The sequence below is a fragment of the Pseudomonas sp. TCU-HL1 genome (assembly GCF_001708505.1).
GTDB lineage: Bacteria > Pseudomonadota > Gammaproteobacteria > Pseudomonadales > Pseudomonadaceae > Metapseudomonas.
Genome location: NZ_CP015992.1, coordinates 1,750,786 through 1,768,806, shown reverse-complemented (window position 1 = coordinate 1,768,806; position 18,021 = coordinate 1,750,786). Strand labels below are relative to the sequence as shown.

19 protein-coding genes and 1 pseudogene are annotated in these 18,021 nt (G+C 64.6%); 4 read left to right on the top strand and 16 right to left on the bottom strand.

Annotation, left to right across the window (positions count from 1 at the left end):
- Positions 1-37 precede the first annotated feature (37 nt).
- From THL1_RS08235 to THL1_RS08205, 7 genes are all read right to left on the bottom strand, one after another.
- Complete coding sequence (locus tag THL1_RS08235) at positions 38-385, bottom strand: Na+/H+ antiporter subunit G (RefSeq protein WP_083245846.1); 348 nt, start codon at positions 383-385, stop codon at positions 38-40.
- Positions 382-651: a K+/H+ antiporter subunit F gene (locus THL1_RS08230; RefSeq protein WP_069082808.1), complete on the bottom strand. Its 270-nt coding sequence runs from the start codon at positions 649-651 to the stop codon at positions 382-384. Before THL1_RS08230 ends, THL1_RS08235 begins: the two co-directional genes overlap by 4 nt.
- Positions 636-1,136: a Na+/H+ antiporter subunit E gene (locus THL1_RS08225; RefSeq protein ID WP_069082807.1), complete on the bottom strand. Its 501-nt coding sequence runs from the start codon at positions 1,134-1,136 to the stop codon at positions 636-638. The genes THL1_RS08230 and THL1_RS08225 overlap by 16 nt, the downstream gene beginning before the upstream one ends.
- Positions 1,133-2,632 carry a monovalent cation/H+ antiporter subunit D gene (locus tag THL1_RS08220; protein ID WP_069082806.1) on the bottom strand — a complete coding sequence of 500 codons (1,500 nt, stop codon included), beginning with the start codon at positions 2,630-2,632 and terminating at the stop codon, positions 1,133-1,135. Before THL1_RS08220 ends, THL1_RS08225 begins: the two co-directional genes overlap by 4 nt.
- Positions 2,629-2,964: a Na+/H+ antiporter subunit C gene (locus tag THL1_RS08215; protein ID WP_069082805.1), complete on the bottom strand. Its 336-nt coding sequence runs from the start codon at positions 2,962-2,964 to the stop codon at positions 2,629-2,631. The genes THL1_RS08220 and THL1_RS08215 overlap by 4 nt, the downstream gene beginning before the upstream one ends.
- Positions 2,964-5,759 (bottom strand): monovalent cation/H+ antiporter subunit A, encoded by a 2,796-nt coding sequence (locus THL1_RS08210; protein WP_069082804.1) that lies wholly within the window; start codon positions 5,757-5,759, stop codon positions 2,964-2,966. The genes THL1_RS08215 and THL1_RS08210 overlap by 1 nt, the downstream gene beginning before the upstream one ends.
- A 232-nt stretch (positions 5,760-5,991) precedes the next feature.
- A complete protein-coding gene (locus THL1_RS08205; RefSeq protein ID WP_069082803.1) occupies positions 5,992-6,456 on the bottom strand; it encodes a glycine zipper 2TM domain-containing protein in 465 nt (154 codons plus the stop codon).
- A 160-nt stretch (positions 6,457-6,616) separates the two neighbouring features.
- Between THL1_RS08205 and THL1_RS08200 the strand changes: the two genes are divergently transcribed.
- Positions 6,617-6,856 carry a hypothetical protein gene (locus tag THL1_RS08200; protein ID WP_069082802.1) on the top strand — a complete coding sequence of 80 codons (240 nt, stop codon included), beginning with the start codon at positions 6,617-6,619 and terminating at the stop codon, positions 6,854-6,856.
- 6 nt (positions 6,857-6,862) lie between these two features.
- Here the strand turns inward: THL1_RS08200 and pdxH are convergent, their stop codons facing one another.
- The 5 genes and pseudogenes from pdxH to dinG form a co-directional block, all read right to left on the bottom strand.
- Complete coding sequence (gene pdxH / locus THL1_RS08195) at positions 6,863-7,510, bottom strand: pyridoxamine 5'-phosphate oxidase (protein ID WP_069082801.1); 648 nt, start codon at positions 7,508-7,510, stop codon at positions 6,863-6,865.
- A 51-nt stretch (positions 7,511-7,561) separates the two neighbouring features.
- Positions 7,562-8,221, bottom strand: a pseudogene (locus THL1_RS08190) (OmpA family protein); the annotation flags it as partial.
- A gap of 191 nt (positions 8,222-8,412) precedes the next feature.
- Positions 8,413-9,561, bottom strand: coding sequence for a serine hydrolase domain-containing protein (locus THL1_RS08185; protein WP_069082799.1), 1,149 nt, complete (start codon positions 9,559-9,561; stop codon positions 8,413-8,415).
- Positions 9,562-9,643: 82 nt separating this feature from the next.
- Positions 9,644-11,935, bottom strand: a complete 2,292-nt coding sequence (locus THL1_RS08180; RefSeq protein ID WP_069082798.1) for a beta-galactosidase — start codon at positions 11,933-11,935, stop codon at positions 9,644-9,646.
- Positions 11,936-12,099: 164 nt separating this feature from the next.
- Positions 12,100-14,244, bottom strand: a complete 2,145-nt coding sequence (gene dinG, locus THL1_RS08175) for an ATP-dependent DNA helicase DinG (protein ID WP_069082797.1) — start codon at positions 14,242-14,244, stop codon at positions 12,100-12,102.
- 98 nt (positions 14,245-14,342) lie between these two features.
- Here dinG and THL1_RS08170 point away from each other — a divergent pair, with 98 nt between their 5' ends.
- A complete protein-coding gene (locus THL1_RS08170; RefSeq protein WP_069082796.1) occupies positions 14,343-14,807 on the top strand; it encodes a CopD family protein in 465 nt (154 codons plus the stop codon).
- A gap of 33 nt (positions 14,808-14,840) precedes the next feature.
- Here THL1_RS08170 and THL1_RS08165 read toward each other — a convergent pair whose 3' ends face one another.
- The 4 genes from THL1_RS08165 to THL1_RS08155 all read right to left on the bottom strand — a co-directional run bounded on the left by THL1_RS08165 (position 14,841) and on the right by THL1_RS08155 (position 16,919).
- Positions 14,841-15,602 (bottom strand): hypothetical protein, encoded by a 762-nt coding sequence (locus tag THL1_RS08165; RefSeq protein ID WP_069082795.1) that lies wholly within the window; start codon positions 15,600-15,602, stop codon positions 14,841-14,843.
- Entirely contained in the window at positions 15,595-15,873 is a 279-nt protein-coding gene (locus THL1_RS08160; protein ID WP_069082794.1) for a DUF1145 domain-containing protein, read from the bottom strand. Before THL1_RS08160 ends, THL1_RS08165 begins: the two co-directional genes overlap by 8 nt.
- A gap of 125 nt (positions 15,874-15,998) precedes the next feature.
- A complete protein-coding gene (locus THL1_RS30975; RefSeq protein WP_257785018.1) occupies positions 15,999-16,130 on the bottom strand; it encodes a hypothetical protein in 132 nt (43 codons plus the stop codon).
- A 96-nt stretch (positions 16,131-16,226) separates the two neighbouring features.
- Positions 16,227-16,919, bottom strand: a complete 693-nt coding sequence (locus THL1_RS08155; RefSeq protein WP_069082793.1) for an OmpA family protein — start codon at positions 16,917-16,919, stop codon at positions 16,227-16,229.
- A gap of 130 nt (positions 16,920-17,049) precedes the next feature.
- Here THL1_RS08155 and THL1_RS08150 point away from each other — a divergent pair, with 130 nt between their 5' ends.
- Entirely contained in the window at positions 17,050-17,547 is a 498-nt protein-coding gene (locus tag THL1_RS08150) for a DUF6231 family protein (RefSeq protein WP_069082792.1), read from the top strand.
- A gap of 3 nt (positions 17,548-17,550) precedes the next feature.
- Positions 17,551-18,021: a YchJ family protein gene (locus THL1_RS08145; RefSeq protein WP_069082791.1), complete on the top strand. Its 471-nt coding sequence runs from the start codon at positions 17,551-17,553 to the stop codon at positions 18,019-18,021.

Below are 18,021 nucleotides of genomic sequence, written 5' to 3'. Positions count from 1 at the left end.
CTCAGACAGGCACAGCGGGACGGAAAAACTGTGCCGTTCACTGGTTCCATGGCTTGCCGCGCGTGCGCTGGTCCAGCGGCAACTGCTGCAGCACGGCGGCCTTGGCGAGCATGTAGGCACTGACCGGCGCACTGATGAACAGGAACAGGCTGATCAGCAGCTCGTGCAGGCTGAGACCGTCGGCGTCGGTGGAGAAGAACACCAGGGACGCCATCACCACACCGCCCACCCCCAGCGTCGTGGCCTTGGTCGGGCCGTGCAGGCGCATGAAGAAATCAGGCAGCCGATACAGGCCGATGGCGCCGACCAGCACGAAGGCGCTGCCGAGGATCAGCAGAGCCGAGACGATGATTTCCGCCCAAAGGGGCAAGGGCGCGCCGGTCATTCGATGATGTCTCCCCGCAGCATGTACTTGGCCACCGCAACGGTGCTGACGAAGCCAAGCACGGCAATCAGCAGCGCCACTTCGAAGAACAGGTCGCTACCCTTCCAGATGCCGTAGAGCACCAGCATGGCGATGGCATTGATGTAGAGGGTGTCCAGCGCCAGCACCCGGTCCGGCAGGCTGGGGCCCTTGATGAGACGGGCCAGGGTCAGCACCAGCGCCAGGCCGAGCATGGCCAGGCAGAGGGGAATCACGTAGGCGAGCATGGGAAGATCTCCTTCAGCGGTGCCTCATAGCGCGCCTTGATCTCGGCCACCATGGCCACCTTGTCCGGTACATCCAGGCCGTGCACCAGCAGGGTCCGGCGGTCGGCGCTGAGGTCGGCGGCCAGCGAGCCCGGGGTCAGGGACACCACGCTCACCAGTACGCTGATAGCCAGTTCGTTATCCAGGTCGATCGGCACCTCGACGAAGGCCGGTCGCAGTGCCTCGACACGGCCCAGGGTCAGCCGCGCCACCAGGAAGTTGGCCACCAGCACGTCCCAGACCACCATCAGCAGGAAGCGCATCAGCTTCAGCGGGTGCCAGCGTTTCGGTCGCTCGATCAGCAGCGGCTGGAAGCAGAACGGAATCAACCAGCCGAGGAAGGCGCCCAGCAACCAGTGGCCGAAGGCGAAGGAATCCACCAGCAGCAGCCAGACGAAGAGCAGCAGCAGGCTTTCGGCCGGATGGGGAAAGATGCGTCGCATCATGCGCCGGCCTCCCCGAGGATAGCCCGATAGAGAGCCGGGTCATGCAACTGCGCCGCGCTGGCCTGGGCGTAGTCCTGCAGTGGCTGGGCGAAGACCACCAGCAGCAGGCTGCCGATCAACAGCAGCAGGGTGGCGAACAGTCGGCCAGCATCCAGCTCGGCGCTGCCAAGCACTTGATGGCCGGTACGCCAGAACAAGGTACTGCCGGCGCGGCTCAGGGCCATCAGGCTGACGAAGCCCCCCATCAGCAACGCGCTCCATAACGGCAGCGCACCGCCGCCCGGCGGAACCGCCTGGAGCAGCAGGAGCTTGGCGAAGAACCCCGAGAGCGGCGGCAGGCCGGCAACGGCGATGGCACCGAAGAAGAAGGCCGCACCGAGGATGTGCGGGTTCTGCAGCGCCGGCCCTTGCACCAGGTGGCCCGCTTTCTCGCCGCGCTGGCGGCTGATCAGGTCGGCGAGCAGGAATAACGCTCCGGCCACCCAGGTGCTGTGCAGCAGGTAGAACAGCGCCGCTCCCTGTGCCTCGGGGGTGCCCAGGGCGATGGCGGCCAGCAGAGTACCGGCAGAGACCACCACCAGGTAGGCCAGCAGCCCTTGCAGCGTGGTCGCGGCCAGTGCGCCCAGCGCACCAAGAATCACCGTCGCCAGGGCCAGGGGCCAGAGCCAGGGTTGTGCCAGATTGGCCAGTTCCCCCGCCTCGGGTCCGAAGATCAGGCTGTAGACCCGCAGGATGGAGTAGATCCCCACCTTGGTCATGATTGCGAACAGCGCAGCGACCGGCGCGCTGGCCGAAGCGTAGGCGCGCGGCAGCCAGAAGTAGAGTGGCAGCAGCGCCGCCTTGAGGGCGAACACCAGCAGCAATACCAGCCCGGCAGCGGCCAGCACGGGCGCCTCGGCGGGGTCGGCGGCGGCTACCCGGCGTGCCATATCGGCCATGTTCAGGGTGCCGGTGATGCCATAGAGGGTGCCCACGGCGATCAGGAACAGCGCCGAACCGGCAAGGTTGAGGATCACGTAGTGCAGGCCGGCCTTCACCCGATCCGCACCGCCGCCATGCAACAGCAAGGCGTACGAGGCAATCAGCAGGATCTCGAAGAACACGAACAGGTTGAACAGGTCACCCGTGAGGAAGGCGCCGTTGATCCCCAGCAGCTGGAACTGGAGCAACGCATGGAAGCGCAAGCCGATGCGGTCGTCGCCACGCACGGCGTAAAGCACCACGCCACTGGCCAGCACGGCGGTGGCCAGCAGCATCAGGGCGGCGAGGCGATCGAGCATCAGCACGATGCCGAAAGGCGGCTGCCAACTGCCCAGTGCGTAGACGCGCAGCTGGCCATCGCCGGCTTGCTGCATCAGGAGCAGTGCCAGCGGTACCAGCACCAGCGTGGCCAGTACCGAGAGCGTGCGTTTCAGGCGTTCGTTGGACGGCAGGACCAGCAGCAGGCCGCCGGTGAACAATGGGACCAGGATCGGCAGGATCGACAGGTGGTTCACGCAGCGCCCTCCTCGCCAGAGAGCCCGTCCACATGGTCGGTACCCAACTCGCTCACACCACGCAGCGCCAGTACCACCACGAAGGCGGTCATGGCGAAGCCGATGACGATGGCCGTCAGCACCAGCGCCTGGGGAACCGGGTCAGCGTACTGGACGTCGCGCCCGAGCACGGCCGCTTCGCCAGCCAGACGCCCCATAGCGAAAAGGAAGAGGTTGACGGCATAGGACAGCAGCGTCAGTCCCAGCACCACCGGGAAAGTCCGTCCGCGCAGCAGCAGGTAGACACCGCTGGCGGTGAGCAGGCCGAGTGTCACGGCGAACAGCGCCTCCATCAGTGAATCTCCTTCGTCGCGACGGGGAACAGGCTCACACGGCCCAGGTTGACCAGCACCAGCAGCGTGGCACCGACTACGGCGAGGTACACGCCAAGGTCGAACAGCATGGCGGTGGCCAGTTCGAACTCACCCACCAGCGGCAGCTCGAAATGGCCGAAGGCGGTGGTGAGGAAATTGCGCCCGAAGACCCAGCTGCCAAGACCGGTCAGCGCGGCGATCAGCACCCCGGCACCGGCCACTCGCTGGTAATTCAGCGACAGGCGCTGTTCCACCCAGGCAACGCCGCTGGCGATGTACTGCAGCACCAGCGCCACGGCCGTGATGAGGCCGGCGATGAAGCCGCCGCCCGGCAGGTTGTGACCACGCAGGAAGACGAACACCGAGATCAGCAGCGCCAGGGGCAGGATCAGGCGCGACAGGGTTTCGAGAATCAATGGGTGCTTGGCGCGAGCCCAGTTGCGCCCTTGTGGATCGCAAGTCGGGGTGGTCATGCGCAGCCCCGACAGCATCGCGAAGATACCGACGGCGGCGACGGCCAGGACTGTGATTTCGCCCAACGTATCGAAACCTCGGAAGTCAACCAGTATGACATTCACCACGTTGGTACCGCCGCCACCGGAAAGGGCGTTGGCGAGGAAGAAGTCGGCGATGCCGCTGTAAGGACGGGTCAGCACCGCATAGGCCAGCAAGGCCACCATCACACCGACGCCACACGCCAGGACGAAGTCGCGCAGGCCGCGCAGGCTGGAGCTTTCACCCGGCGTGCGGGACGGCAGGTAATACAGCGCCAGCATCAGCAGCACCAGGGTTACCACCTCCACCACCAACTGCGTCAACGCCAGGTCGGGGGCGGAGAAGCGCGCAAAGGCCAGGGCCACCAGCAACCCGGCGACGCCGAGGACCATCAGCGAGATGAGGCGTTGGCGATGGAAGATCGCCGTCAGCACACCGGACAGCGCCAGCACCACGAGCCCCAGGGTGGTAATACCATCGAGCGGCGTCAGCGGGCGCGCTCCGGCGATCTGCGGCAATGGCGCCAGTGACAGGGCCACCAGCACCATGGCGCTCCCCAGCAACAAGGCCAGATAGCGCTGCAGGGAGCCGTTCTCCAGATGGCCGGTGAGCCAGCGGGCTGCTGCGGTGAAACGTTGCACCTGTTGCTCGAAGACGTCCTTCGCATCGGTGTCGGGCAGGCCGGCATACCAGCTGAACAGTGGCTTGCGCAGGACATACACCAGTACGCCGCACACCAGGGCGACCAGGCTCATGGCCAGCGGCAGGTTGAAACCGTGCCAGATGGCCAGGCTGTATTTCGGCAGTTCGCCGCCGAGGCTGGCAGAGGCCGCAGCCGCCAGCAGCGGGCCGACGGTAATGCCGGGCAGCACGCCCACCAACAGGCAGAGGGACACCAGGATCTCGACCGGCACTTTCATATAGCGCGGCGGCTCGTGGGGCGGGAACTTGGTCAGGGACGTCGGTTCGCCGTTGAAGAACACGTCGTGAACGAAGCGCAGCGAATAGGCCACCGAGAACACCGCCGCGAGGGTCGCCGCCGCAGGCACCACCCAGCTGAAACTGCCCAGCAGGTCCTGCTGCAAGGTCTCGCCGAAGAACATTTCCTTGCTCAGGAAGCCGTTCAGCAAGGGCACCCCGGCCATGGCGAGGGACGCCACCATGGCCAGCACCGCCGTGTGCGGCATGTACTTCCATAGCCCGTTGATCAGGCGCATGTCGCGGCTGCCGGTCTCGTGGTCGATGATCCCGGCCGCCATGAAGAGCGAGGCTTTGAACGTGGCGTGGTTGATGATGTGGAACACCGCCGCGACGTTGGACAGCTGCGAATCCAGGCCGAACAGCAGGGTAATCAGGCCCAGGTGGCTGATGGTCGAGTAGGCCAGCAAGCCCTTGAGGTCATGCTGGAACAGCGCCATGCCGGCACCGATCAACAGCGTCGCCAGCCCGCTCAGGCTGACCAGGTAGAACCAGAGGTCGGAGCCGGCGAGCGCCGGGTACAGGCGCGCCAGCAGGAACACACCGGCCTTCACCATGGTGGCCGAGTGCAGGTAGGCGGACACCGGCGTCGGTGCCGCCATGGCGTGGGGTAGCCAGAAATGGAACGGGAACTGCGCGGACTTGGTGAAGACGCCCAGCAGGACCAGCAACAGGGCCACCGGGTACAGACCGTGGGCGCGAATCTGCTCGCCAGCGGCGAGGACCTGGCTCAGCTCGTAGCTGCCCGCGATATGCCCCACCAGCAGTATCCCGGCGAATAGTGCCAGGCCACCGCCACCGGTAACCACCAGGGCCATGCGGGCACCCTTGCGCGCATCTGAACGATGTCCCCAGAAGCCAATGAGCAGGAAGGATGACAGGCTGGTCATTTCCCAGAACACCAGCATCAACAGCAGGTTCTCGGACAGCACCACGCCCAGCATCGCGCCCATGAACAGCAACAGGAACGCAAAGAAACGCCCCATGGGCTCGTCTTTGGACAGGTAATAGCGGGCGTACAGGATGACCAGCAGGCCGATGCCGAGAATCAGCAGGGCAAAAAGGAAGCCAAGGCCATCGAGGCGCAGGCTGAAGTTGAGACCGAAACCCGGAAGCCAGGGCAGGAGCAGCTTCAGGGTGTGCCCGGCAAATACGCTATCGGCCTGAGCCAGCAGCAGGATGAGGCCCGTCAGTGGTACCAGCCCGGCAACAGCTGCGCAAACTGAACGGCCAAGGCGCTCGGCCAGCGGTGGAAGAAAGGCCCCGAGAAAGGGCAGCGCGACGATGAGCGCCAGTATCATCCATAACTCCCCTAGGTCAGCGCCATCTCCTTCCAAGTACTGGAAATGGCAAGCGAAAAAACCCTTCGATTATCCATTACTATCGATTTATCGCGATAGATTGAATTATTTCAAAACGCTAGCAGCGCCGGAGAACGTCCAGCCCAGAGCCCGGCAGGCTCGAAGCGCTACCGCCAGCTTGGACTGGATTCAGACGGAAAAAGAAAGCTGTCCCGATCGGGACAGCTTAGCTTCAGTGGCTGACGCGGCTGGTGCCGCTGACCGTCATGATGCGCACACGCTCGCCCACGCGGAAGATTTCGTTGGGTTGGACTTCCTGGACGTAGGCGCGCATCGAGCCATCGTCCTCGCGCACCGTGATTTCCACACCCTGGGTCCGGGTGATGCCTTCTTCGGCTGCTGCGCCCAGCAGGCCACCGGCTACCGCACCGATCACCGCTGCGACCGCGCTGCCGCGACCACCGCCGATGGTGCTGCCGCCAATACCGCCGACCACCGCACCGGCACCGGCGCCGATCGGAGTCTTGGTGCCTTCGATCTTCACCGGGCGCAGGGATTCGATGGTGCCCATGCGCACGGTCTGTACTTGACGAGCCTCGTCACGGGAGTAGGTGTCACCGGTCAGGCTCGACTGACAGCCACCCAGCGCCAGTGCCACTGCCGTGAAAGAGGCCACCAGCAAGACGGGTTTACGCATAGCATTACCTCCAGAATTAAGTACCTGTCCATTAGACTCCGCGCAGCGGAGGCTGTCACCTGAAGGGCCGAAGTACTCAGTGTTCATTCAGCCAGAATTCAGCTTTCTGACAGTGATCAAGGAAAGCTCCTACGACCATCCTGTACTCCTAGGTTAGCCCATGGACTATTTCATCATCGTCATTACTACCGCCGCCGGCTTGTACTTCCACTGGTGGCTTTACGTGCGCATCAAACGCTGGATGGATCGTGACCTGGCGCTGTCACTGGCCGACGGCAACAAGGCGAAGCAGGCATTCATGCTGGAGCAGTTGGCGCGGGCGCGGGAGGCCGGCGTCAAGCGGCGCCAACTCCCCGATTGGCTGCGCCAGGCAGCCGAGGGGTATCGGACACAGGACTGACGGGGCTCAGGGCGCCAGGCGCTCGCGAACCCAGGCGCCATCCTGCAGGCGATAGTTGAGGCGATCGTGCAAGCGGCTCGAGCGCCCCTGCCAGAACTCGATGCGCTCAGGCAGCAGGCGATAACCGCCCCAATGCGGCGGACAAGCGGGCGCCTGGTCGAGGAAGCGCTGTTCGGTTTGCACCAGCAGGCTCTCCAGTTCCGCGCGATCACGGATCACCCGGCTCTGGGGTGAAGCCCAGGCCCCCAGACGGCTGCCCAGCGGGCGGACCTGGTAATAAGCGTCGGATTCGCCCGGAGTCACTCGCTCCACCCGTCCTTCGATACGCACCTGGCGCTCCAGCGCCGGCCAGAAGAAGGTCATGGCCGCGAAGGGGTTGGCGGCGAGCTGCTCGCCCTTGGCGCTGTCATAGTTGCTGAAGAAGGTGAAGCCGCATTCGTCCAGGCCCTTGAGCAGCAGTACACGGCAATGCGGACGGCCCTGGGAGTCCACCGTGGCGAGGGTCATGGCGTTGGGCTCGACCGGCAGTTGCTCAGTCTTCACCGCGTCGCCGAACCAGCGCCGGAAGAGGCTGAAGGGCTCGGCAGGCGCGTGGTCCTCGCTGAGCCCGTCACGGGTGTAGTCACGGCGCATATCGGCCAGGGTCTGGGTCATGATTAGCGGTCCTGTGTTCGGAAAGCCAATAGCTTACCCAAGCCAGGCCTACTTGGTTTGATCTGCCGCAACCACCTGCACGGCCTTGCCAGCCTGCTCCGGCTTGGCCGGCTTGTTGTACTGGGCGAGCAGCGCCACCAGCGTGTCCTGAGGGGTCAGGATCAGCTCGACACGGCGGTTGAGCGCCCGGCCCTGCTGGCTGTCGTTGGCCGCGCGCGGCATGTCCGAACCCAGGCCCTTGAGGGACAGGCGATCACGCTGCAGGCCACTCAGGCGGAAGATGGCCGCGACGGACTGGGCGCGTTCCTGGCTGAGTTTGCGGTTGAGGTCAGCCTTGCCCGATGAATCGGCATGACCCAGTACCAGCACGGCGGTCTTGGTATCGCCTTCCACCAGCTTGGCCACCCGCGTAATGGGGCCCAGGGTGATGGGCAGCAACATACTCGGGCGATCCGGGTTGAACGACGGGTCCACCGGCAGGATCACCACCAGGACATTCTCACGGCGTTCCACTTCCAGCTTGCTGCCCTTCGCGGCTTCGCGCAGGCGCGGCTCGTACTGGTCGAGCCAGGCCTGGGTGGCCTTGACGTCAACCTTGGCAACCTTGGCCGCCTTGGCTTTTTCTTCGCCGCCGAAGGGCCACCACCAGTGGCTTGCGGAAGCGGTTTTCACGGGTTTGGCGGGGGCCTCGGCCTTCTGGTGGCCAAGCATGCTGCAGCCGGACGCAGTCATGCAGAGGATCAAGGTAGAGATCTTGAACAGCTTCATGGGCAGGGTTCCGTAGTCGCTGAGGGCCGCGCGCCAGCACCAGAATGATGGCGATCTAATTTCACAATCGAGCTTAAATTCTGGCGGCAAGCCTTTAATCAGCAAAGAAAAAATCTGTGCATCTGACGAGTGGCTCAGCCCAGGCATTGCTTGACCACTCTCGCCAGTTTCTGCGCGCGAGGGTCCATCAATACGTAAGGGCCGAGGGTGTTGGTAACGAAGCCGAAGGCCAGCTCCCGCTCGGGATCGGCGAATCCGCTGGAGCCGCCTGCGCCAGGATGGCCGAAGGCATGGCGCCCCAGGCCATAGGTGGCGTTGGCCACGTCCGGCTGGTCAAGCATGCAGCCCAGGCCAAAGCGGGTGGCCGTGAGCAAGGTGAGGTCCTCGCCCCGGGCGTGTTCGCGCGTCAGCTCGCCGAGCAGTTCCGAATCCAGCACCTGGCCTTCCAGCAGGCCGGCATAGAAACCGGCCAGGCTGCGCGCATTGCCGTGGCCATTGGCCGCTGGTTGCTGCATGCGCCGCCATTCCGGCTTGTTGGTGCTGGTCATGATCGACGGTGGATTGGTGAAGGAACGGGTACTGAGCGAGTTCGGCTCGGTCATCATGCTCTTGAGCAGACGCTGCGCAGCAGCATCGCCCATGTTGCCCTTGGCGCGGGCGATGTGGGCGACCCGGTGGAACTCGGCGTCATCCAGGCCGACATGGAAATCCAGTCCGAGGGGCTTGGCGACGCGGGCCGCGATGGCCTCGCCCGGACCACGGCCATCGGCCCGGCGAATGAGCTCGCCTACCAGCCAACCGTAGGTGATCGGCGCATAGCCATGCGCCTCACCGGGCGTCCACCAGGGTTCCTCAGCCGCCAGGGCGGCGGTCATCGCGTCCCAGTCGTAGAGGGCCTCCGCCGGCAGCGTGGCGCGAATCGCCGGCAGGCCGGCCCGGTGGCAAAGCAATTGCCGAACGCTGATGCGCGCCTTACCGGCGGCGGCGAACTCCGGCCAATAACGTGCCACGGGCGCGTCGAGGTCCAGCTTGCCCTCCCCCACCAGTTGCAGCAGGGTCACCGACGCAAAGGGCTTGGTGCAGGAGAAGAGGTTGAGAATGGTGTCGCTGTGCCAGGCTTCCTGGCCATCCTTGTCTGACACGCCGGCCCAGAGGTCGAGCACGGTTTCCCCGCCGACTTGTACGCAGAGCGCGGCACCGCGCTCCTGGGGATCGGCGAAGAGGTCGGCGAACGCGTCTCTGGCCGCCTCGAAGCGCAAGTCGAAATAGCCCTGGGTCTGCACCGGCGTGCTCCTGATGAAAATGGAGGCGGCATTGTTCCAGCCTTGCCGCCCCTTGTGAACCGTGCCGAAGACGGGTCGCCCATCAGGGCTTCCCGGTTTCCTCCTGCTGCACAGCGGCAGGCTGGTCGGCTTCCCCCTCCTCGGGCTGAGCCGCTGGCTTGCCGGCTTCCTTGGGCTGAGGCTTAGCCGGCGCCCCGGACTCCTGCGGCTTGTTGATGTCCGCCGCCAGGCTCAGGTTTGCCTTGCGCACCGCGTCGACGAAGCCTTGCCATGGGCGGTCGGTGATGCCCACCAGCCCCAGATGACCGTTCTCGCCGTCGAGCAGGCGGCCAGTGGCAGGCTGGTCGAGGTACTGGAACCAGTGAGCGCCGACGATCAGCGGTTCCTCGGCAGCCTTTTTCACGAAGTTGGCGTAGGCCGGACCACGCTCTTCCTCCTTGTACACCTCCGACACGCCACCCCAGAACGGGCCGCGATCACGAGAGCCGAAGTGGTACTCGGTAATCATCAACGGCTTGTCCAGGCGGCGCAGCAGGTCCATGTCCAGCCCATGCTGCGGCTCGCGGGTATAACGGTTGAAGCTGATCACGTCGCAGTACTGCGCGCAGGACTCAATGGCCTCTGGCACGGTGGCGGCGAAGCGCCCCCCCAGCAGCATGTGGTTGGGCGCATGCCACTTCATCGAGTCGGCAATGGTCTTGAAATAGGTGTCGGCATAGAAGCGCTGGAAGCGTTTGAAGTCTTCCTCGATGGCCGGGTATTCGGGGCTCGGCTGCGGCGGTTCGAAGCCGGGGTCTTCCATCAGTTCCCAGGCCTGCAACTCAATGCCCCAGGCCTTGGAGAGCCCTTGCTGGTTGCGGTACTTGTCGCGCAACTGCTTGAGGAAGGCGCGCTTGGCCGGCACATCGGTGGTCAGGCGCAGGGTGCCGTAGGCCAGCGCATAGCGGGCTTTCGGGTCCTCGCCATGGCCACCCCAGGCGAGTTCGTTATCGGCGAAGAAGCCGAGTAGCCAGGGGTCGTCACGGTGGTCGCGGGCAGCAATGGCGATAGCCCTTTCCGCCGCCATGGCGAAGCGTGGGTCGAAGGGGTCGGGCATGCCGCCCCACCAGTCGAAGCCGGTCTTGATGGTGGCGTAGTCACCATGAATGGACAGCGGCAAGGTATAGGGCATGCGCTGGCTGGAATTGAAGGCCGCATCGCTCCAGTTGCCGACGGTATTGAAGCCCCAGGCTTTCAGGCGATCCAGGCTGTGGCTGACCCAGCGCTGCGGATCGTTACTACCGTAGGTGCGCTCGATGTTGGCGCCGTAGAAGTCGTACCAGCGGCCCTGGTTGAATGCGCGACCCTGGTTGGCATCCGTGTCGGCACGGTCGTCGCCCTTGCCGAAGTGAGTAGCCAGGGGCTCGTTGTCCTTGGGCAGGGCCTTGAACATCGCCTCGCGGCCTTCGACGTAGGTCTGGCTCAGGCCGGGTGTCACCGCGTTGACGCCCAAAGAGAAGAATGGATGGCCCTCGGGGGTCACGAGGAACCAGCGGCCGTTGCGTTTCTCGGTGCGGAAGAAGCCACTGGCCTCGAAGGTCTCGCCGCCCAGCCAGCCACCATAGGTGTCCTGCTGCGGCAACTTGGCCATCCAGCCGGCGACTTGCTTCGCCTCATCCTCGGCGCCCCTTTTCAGTTGCGCGTCGTTCTTCACCTTGCCCGGCCAGTCAGCACGGGCGTACTGGCCGTAAGCGTCCATCAGGCCGTCGTAAAGCGCCTCCTGCTGATCATCCTGTTCAGTGCCGAAGCGACCGAGCAGCACGTTCTGGGCCGCGCTCGGCTGGTTCAGCGAAAGGGTCACGGAGGCGACCTTGCTGCGATCCAGTTCGCCGTTCACCAGCGTGGCCGGCAGCCAGCGCTTGCCGTCACGGGTCCAGGGCACAGGCGGCGCTGCACGCATGCCGTGGACGTTGGGCGATGTTGCAGCCAGGGGAATCAGCACTGTCTGGGCCGGACCGGCCGGCAGCGCCACTTGCGTGGTCAGGACCTTGCCGTCGGTGCTTTCGATGGCGACATCCAGGGTAATGGCCCAATCCTGCGCGCTCTGGATGCGCAGGCTCATGGCCTCGGCCTTGGACCAGTCCCAGCTTCCCGACTGCGGGGTCAGGCGCAGGCTGGGCTTCTCGGCGGCATTGAAGGTGAGCCGGCGAAGGATTTCGCCATTGGCGGTGGATTCGGCGGTCACGCTCGGCAGGTTGGCGTCCTGGGTCACCACCTGCACGGCGTCCAGCGGGCGGACGAAGTTGAACAGGGTCTCTGCCTGCGCAGCCAGGGGGATTCCCGACATCCCGAGGAGGATGGCCAGGACGAGGGGGCGTTTGGGTGTCGAAAGCATCGGACCGGAGTTCCCAAGAGAATGCTGTGCATAGACCGCAAAAAATTCGTATCTCGCCAAAGGTGCGACAAAACGAAGCGGGACAAGGCGGGGGCGGTGGGCACCCGCATAAACCCCGGCATCATCGCAGATGGGGGGCGCACAGCGTCAAGGGCAGTACTGTGTCAGGCGATCTCGCGACGGAAGGGCGGGAGCGCATCGAGGATGGCGCGCCCATAACGCTGGGTCACCACGCGTCGGTCCAGCAGGGTGATGGTGCCGCGGTCGGCTTCGGTACGCAGCAGGCGACCGCAGGCCTGCACCAGGCGCAGGGAGGCGTCGGGCACGGCGATTTCCATGAAGGGATTGCCGCCTCGGGCTTCAATCCAGTCGGACAGCGCGGCCTCCACCGGGTCGTCCGGTACGGCAAAGGGAATCTTGGCGATCACCACGTGTTCGCAGTAGGCGCCCGGCAAGTCGACGCCCTCGGCAAAACTGGCCAGACCGAAGAGCACGCTCGCCTCGCCGTCGTCCACCCGCGCCTTGTGTTTGTTCAGGGTTTCCTGCTTGGACAGGTTGCCCTGGATCAGCACACGCTTGCGCCAGTCGCGCTCCAGGCCCTCGAACACGTCCTGCATCTGCCGGCGCGAGGCGAACAGCACCAGGGTACCGCGCGCGCCTTCTACCAGGCCCGGCAGCTCACGCACGATGGCTGCGGTATGGGCAGCCGCGTCGCGAGGATCGGCCTTGAGGTCCGGCACGCGCAGCAGGCCGGCGTCCGCATGATGGAAGGGGCTGGGCACCACGGCGGTAACGGCGATCTTCGGCAGGCCGGCGCGCATGCGGAAACGGTCGAACTTGCCGAGGGCGGTCAGGGTCGCGGAAGTCACCAGCGCGCCGTAGGCGACGTTCCACAAATTGCGGCGCAAGGTCTCGGCGGCCAGGATCGGGCTGGCGTTGACTTCGATATCGTGCAGCGCGCCGCTTTCCGCCAGGGTCAGCCAGCGCGCCATAGGCGGGCTGTTCTCCGGGTCTTCGGTGGTGAAGGCAGTCCACAGTTCCCAGTTGCCCTGGGCACGGGTCAGCAGGCTGCCGAACAGCGGGTACCACTCTTCCGCCTGGTGGCCGGCGATGCCAATGCTGCCCTCCCCGTCCATCGCTTCCTTGAGCAGTTCGGTAAGACGGGTGAAAACGTCATGAAGTCTGGAGAAACCCTTCTTCAGCTCGATGCCCAGCTCCCGCAGGTGCTCGGGAATCACACCTGCCTCGAAACGGTGGCGGGGACGGTCACGCCCTTCCATGTCTTCACCGGCACGGAAATCAGCGATCTCTTCGCAGGCGTTGAACATGAACTGCTGCTGGGTGCGAATTTCCCGCGCCAGCTCGGGCACGCCCTCGACCAGGCGTCCGAAATCACCCGGCAAGGGGTTTTGCGCCAGCAGTTTGGTCAGGTTCTTGGCCACCTGTTCCAGCCAGTCAGCGGTAGAGCGCAGGCGGGTGTAATGGGCGAAGTGGCCGATGGCCTTGTCCGGCAGATGGTGGCCTTCGTCGAAGACGTAGAGGGTATCGCGCGGGTCAGGCAGCACGGCGCCGCCGCCCAGCGCCAAGTCGGCCAGCACCATGTCGTGGTTGGTGACGATGACGTCCACCTTGGTCATGCCTTCCCGCGCTTTATAGAAAGCGCATTGCTGGAAGTTAGGGCAGTGGCGCTTGGTGCACTGGCTGTGATCGGTGGTGACACGGGCCCAGTCCTGGTCCTCGATGGCTTCGGGCCAGGAGTCGCGGTCGCCATCCCAGCGGTTGCCGGCCAGGCGTTCGATCATCTGGTTGAGCAGTTTCTGCCCATTCTCATCGACCGTGATGTTGAAGCCTTCGTCGGCGAACAACTGGGCAGTAGCGCTCTGCGCCTGGCCTTCCTGCAAAAGCATGTCGAGCTTGGACAGGCACAGGTAGCGACCACGGCCCTTGGCCAGGGCGAAGCTGAAGTTGAGCCCGCTGTTACGCATCAGGTCCGGCAGGTCCTTGTGAACGATCTGCTCCTGCAGCGCCACGGTGGCGGTCGCGATCACCAGACGCTTGCCGGCGGCCTTGGCCGCGGGAATGGTCGCCAGGCTGTAGGCCACCGTCTTGCCGGTACCGGTGCCCGCCTCCACCGCCACGACAGCAGGCTCGCCTTCGCGGTGCCCTTCGTCATCCACGGGAATGGCGCCCAGGACCTTGGCCACCTCGGCGATCATCAGGCGCTGGCCATAACGGGCCTTGAGCCCCTTGGCTTCGAGGAAACGGCTGTAGGCGCCCTGGATCTGGGACTTGAGTTCGGTGCTGAGCATGGGTGATTGCGGCGGGAATAGCTGGATAAATTTTCAGTACTTTAACAGGACGGCTATGATAGCGCGCCTTCTTTTACCCGCCGAATGGAGCTGACCGGATGACTGCCCACGCCGCCCTTTATGCCCTGCACCTGCTGGCCGCCCTGATCTGGGTCGGCGGCATGTTCTTCGCCTGGATGATCCTGAGGCCAGCTGCTGTGCAGGTTCTGGAACCACCCGCCCGGCTGCGCCTGTGGCTGGATGTGTTTCGTCGCTTCTTCCTGTGGGTGTGGCCGGCAGTGTTGGTACTGCCCTTCACCGGGGTCGGCATGCTGCACCTGTCATACGCCAGCATGGAGGCGGCGCCGCGCTACGTGCACATGATGATTGGCCTTTATGTGGCCATGCTTGCGCTGTTCCTGCGGGTCAGCGCGCTGCTGCTGCCGCAACTGCGGGCCGCGGTAAACGCGGAGAACTGGCCAGAAGGTGGCGCGGTGCTGGGTCGCATCCGTCGTGTGGTGGGGTTCAACCTGCTGATCGGGATGGCGTTGGTGACTATCGTCGCCATCCGACCCAGCTTCTGAATCGGACGCACATCCCTGTGCGTCCCTGGCTGATCAGAAACGCACGACCTTGAGGCTGCCGGCGCTACCGGCAGCACCAGGCAAGCCGGGTTGGCCAGCGCGGCCTTCCTTCGCGCCGTCGGCCCGATAAATCAGGCAGCCCTTGCCGGAACCGCCAAGGCCGCCGGCTCCGCCCTCGCCTGCGGCACCGCCAGCGCCACCGTCCAGACGAACGCGCAACAGCTCGACCGGGAAGGTTTCAGGAACCTCCAGACGGACCTGCCCGCCCGCACCGCCAGTCTGGCCATCGCTCCCCGACTGACCATCCCAACCGCGCTCCGCCTGGCCCCAGAGGCATCCAGCAGCATCGCCATCGGCGCCATCCAGCCCCGGACGCCCCGGCGCGCCGATGCCGCCGCGCACGTCCAGGGTCATCTCGCTCACCTGGACATCCACGAAGCGCAAATCAAGATGACGCCCGCCGCTGGCCGGCCTGCTCATGCTGCCAGCCGAACCCGACGCAGTAATGTGGCTTCCGGTACCAATCTCGCCGCGTTGCACCTCCAGGCGGAATGGCTGCTCGGCCGGGGCAATGCCCAGGCGCGCCTCACGCCCCATACGCAGCTCACCGATACGCAATTCGGTGACACCCGCCGGGATCAACAGGGTGGCGTAATCGGCGACTTCGACGTGGTCGAGACTGAGGCTGCCGGTACGATGCGGCAGCTTGAGAAAGTTGTGGGCATCCACCTTGACCTGCCCCTCTGCCAGAGCCAAAGGGGCGATCAACGCAGTCAGCAGTAATAGCTTACGCATGGCCGGCCCCCTGGGTACGGTGGCGAGGAATGCTGAGCAGGTGAAAGACGCCGAAAAGGAGCAGTTGCAGACGATCCATCCAGGGACTGGCACGATCGCGCAGCAGCGAATTGAACAGCATGATTTCCAGCAGATGCACCAGGATCAGCAGGATTCCGGCGCCATTGAGCAGCATTTCAAACGGTCTGGTGAACGGTGAGAGCAGGTTGGCGATGACCACCAGCCAGAACAACAGGGCAATGACCTTGCCCAGCCCCATGAATAAACGCATGCCTCTCCTCCTGGCATTTTTCTAGTTTTGCGGAACATACGCCGAAGCCCGGCGACGCACCAGTGCGTCGCCGGAAAATGCGCGGAGGTCAAGGCCAGCCTTCGCACGCGAGGCCATCGAATCACTCAGCGATCGATGTGGATCTCGACCCGGCGATTCTTCGCGCGACCGCCATCGCTGGACGTGGACGCACAAGCAGAAAGGAAACTGCTGACCAGAAGAAGGGAAATCGCAACCCGAGGGAGTTGGTTGCTCATGATGGACTCTCCTGTGTCACCGGCCAGGCCGGTAACACAGGAGTAAAGACCCGGGGCCCGCGGCGCACAAGGCGCGCGCCGCAGGTATGCCGGGGGTTAGCGGTCGATCTGGATTTCCACCCGCCGGTTCATCGCACGGCCGTCTTTGGTGGAGTTGTCAGCGACTGGCTGGCTTTCACCTGCACCACCGACACTGACGATGTTGGACGCCGGGATGCCACTGCGAACCAGGTAGTCGGCCACTGCATTGGCGCGGCGCTCCGAAAGTTTCTGGTTATAGGCATCGGAACCCACACTGTCGGTGTGACCGGTGACGGTCAGCTTGGCATCCGGCGCTTCGTTTTTCAGGCGGCTGGCAACGTTATCCAGCGTGGCTTCGTCGGCCGGATCAAGCTTGGCGGAATCGAATGCGAACAGCAGGTCGCGAACCACGATGGTTTCGTGCTCGACCACGACGACTTCTTCAGCCACAGGCTCTTCCTTCGGCGGGCAGCCATCGGCGTCCACGGGCGTGCCGGGCGGCGTGCCGGGGCACTTGTCACGGCTATCAGGTACGCCATCACCATCCTCGTCGCCATCGCCGTGTACCCAGCAATAGGCTGCTGCCGTACCGGCACCGATCAAGGCGCCCCAACCCGCATAGGTGCTGCTTTCAATCGCACCCAATCCCGCACCTACCACACCCCCGACAGCTGCACACTTGGGCCAGTCGGTCTTCTGCAGGCCGGCGCAGCCAGTCAGCAAGCTGGTCACAAGAAGCAGGGGTAAAGCTGTCCGTGTAATGCTCATAAGCGAGTCTCCTCTTAGAATCGGCCCATACCGACAACTAGGGAGTAAAGACGCCAGCCCCGGAAACCGCCAGCACTAGGCCATGTCTCGCCTTCAGGCTAGTCTTGACCCACTTGTTCGAGGATTTTCGATGACTGACAGCTTCTCTTCACGCACACCTCAGCAGGCACTGGCCGCCCTGCTCGAACGCTCCGCTCCGCAAAGCCTGCTATTGGTCGGCAATAGCCCGCTCCCGGCGCTGGAAGCCTTCGCCGCCGCACACCCTGCCAGCCAGGTGGTGCAAGTCCCTGCCGGGCCGTTGCCGGCGGAGCAAGCCGCACGCCGCTTCGACCTCGCGCTGCTGGCGGACTGCCTGGAACACCTGCCCAAGCGCACCGGCCTTGAACTGCTGGGTGGTATCCGCAACCTCAACGCCAGCCGGGTAGCGGTGCTGGCTGACCTCGGGGCCTGCGGCTGGCAAGACACCGACTTCTTCTCTCTGGCGCTGCAGGCCAGCGAACGCTTCCACCGCGACCAGCAGACCCTGACCCTGTTCACCTACGACCTGCGCGAGTACAAGCAGGTCCCCGACTGGCTGAACGCCAAGTTCTGGGCCAACCCGGAAAACTTCGGCAAGTACTGGTGGTAAGCCATGAGCACTGCAATCTGTCCCTGCGGTAGCGGCAATCTCCTGGAGGTGTGCTGCGGCCGTCATCACGCTGGTCACCCTGCCGCCAGCGCCGAAGCCCTGATGCGCTCCCGCTACTGCGCCTACGTGCTGGGGTTGGTGGACTATCTGGTGGAAACCACACTGCCCGCCCAGCGCGAAGGCCTGGACCTGGAGTCGATTCGCGCCTGGAGTCTCTCCAGTACCTGGCTCGGCCTGGAAGTGGAAGGCCACGAACTGCTGGGCGGCCAACCCGAGCATGCCTTCGTCACCTTTACCGCGCGCTGGCATGACCAGGCGGGGGAACACAGCCACCGAGAGAAGTCGGCATTCGTCCAGGTGGAAGGCCGCTGGTACTTCCTCGACCCGACGGTGCCGGTGAAGGCCGGACGCAACGATCCCTGCCCCTGCGGAAGCGGCCAGAAGTTCAAGAAATGCTGTTCAGGCTACTTTTGA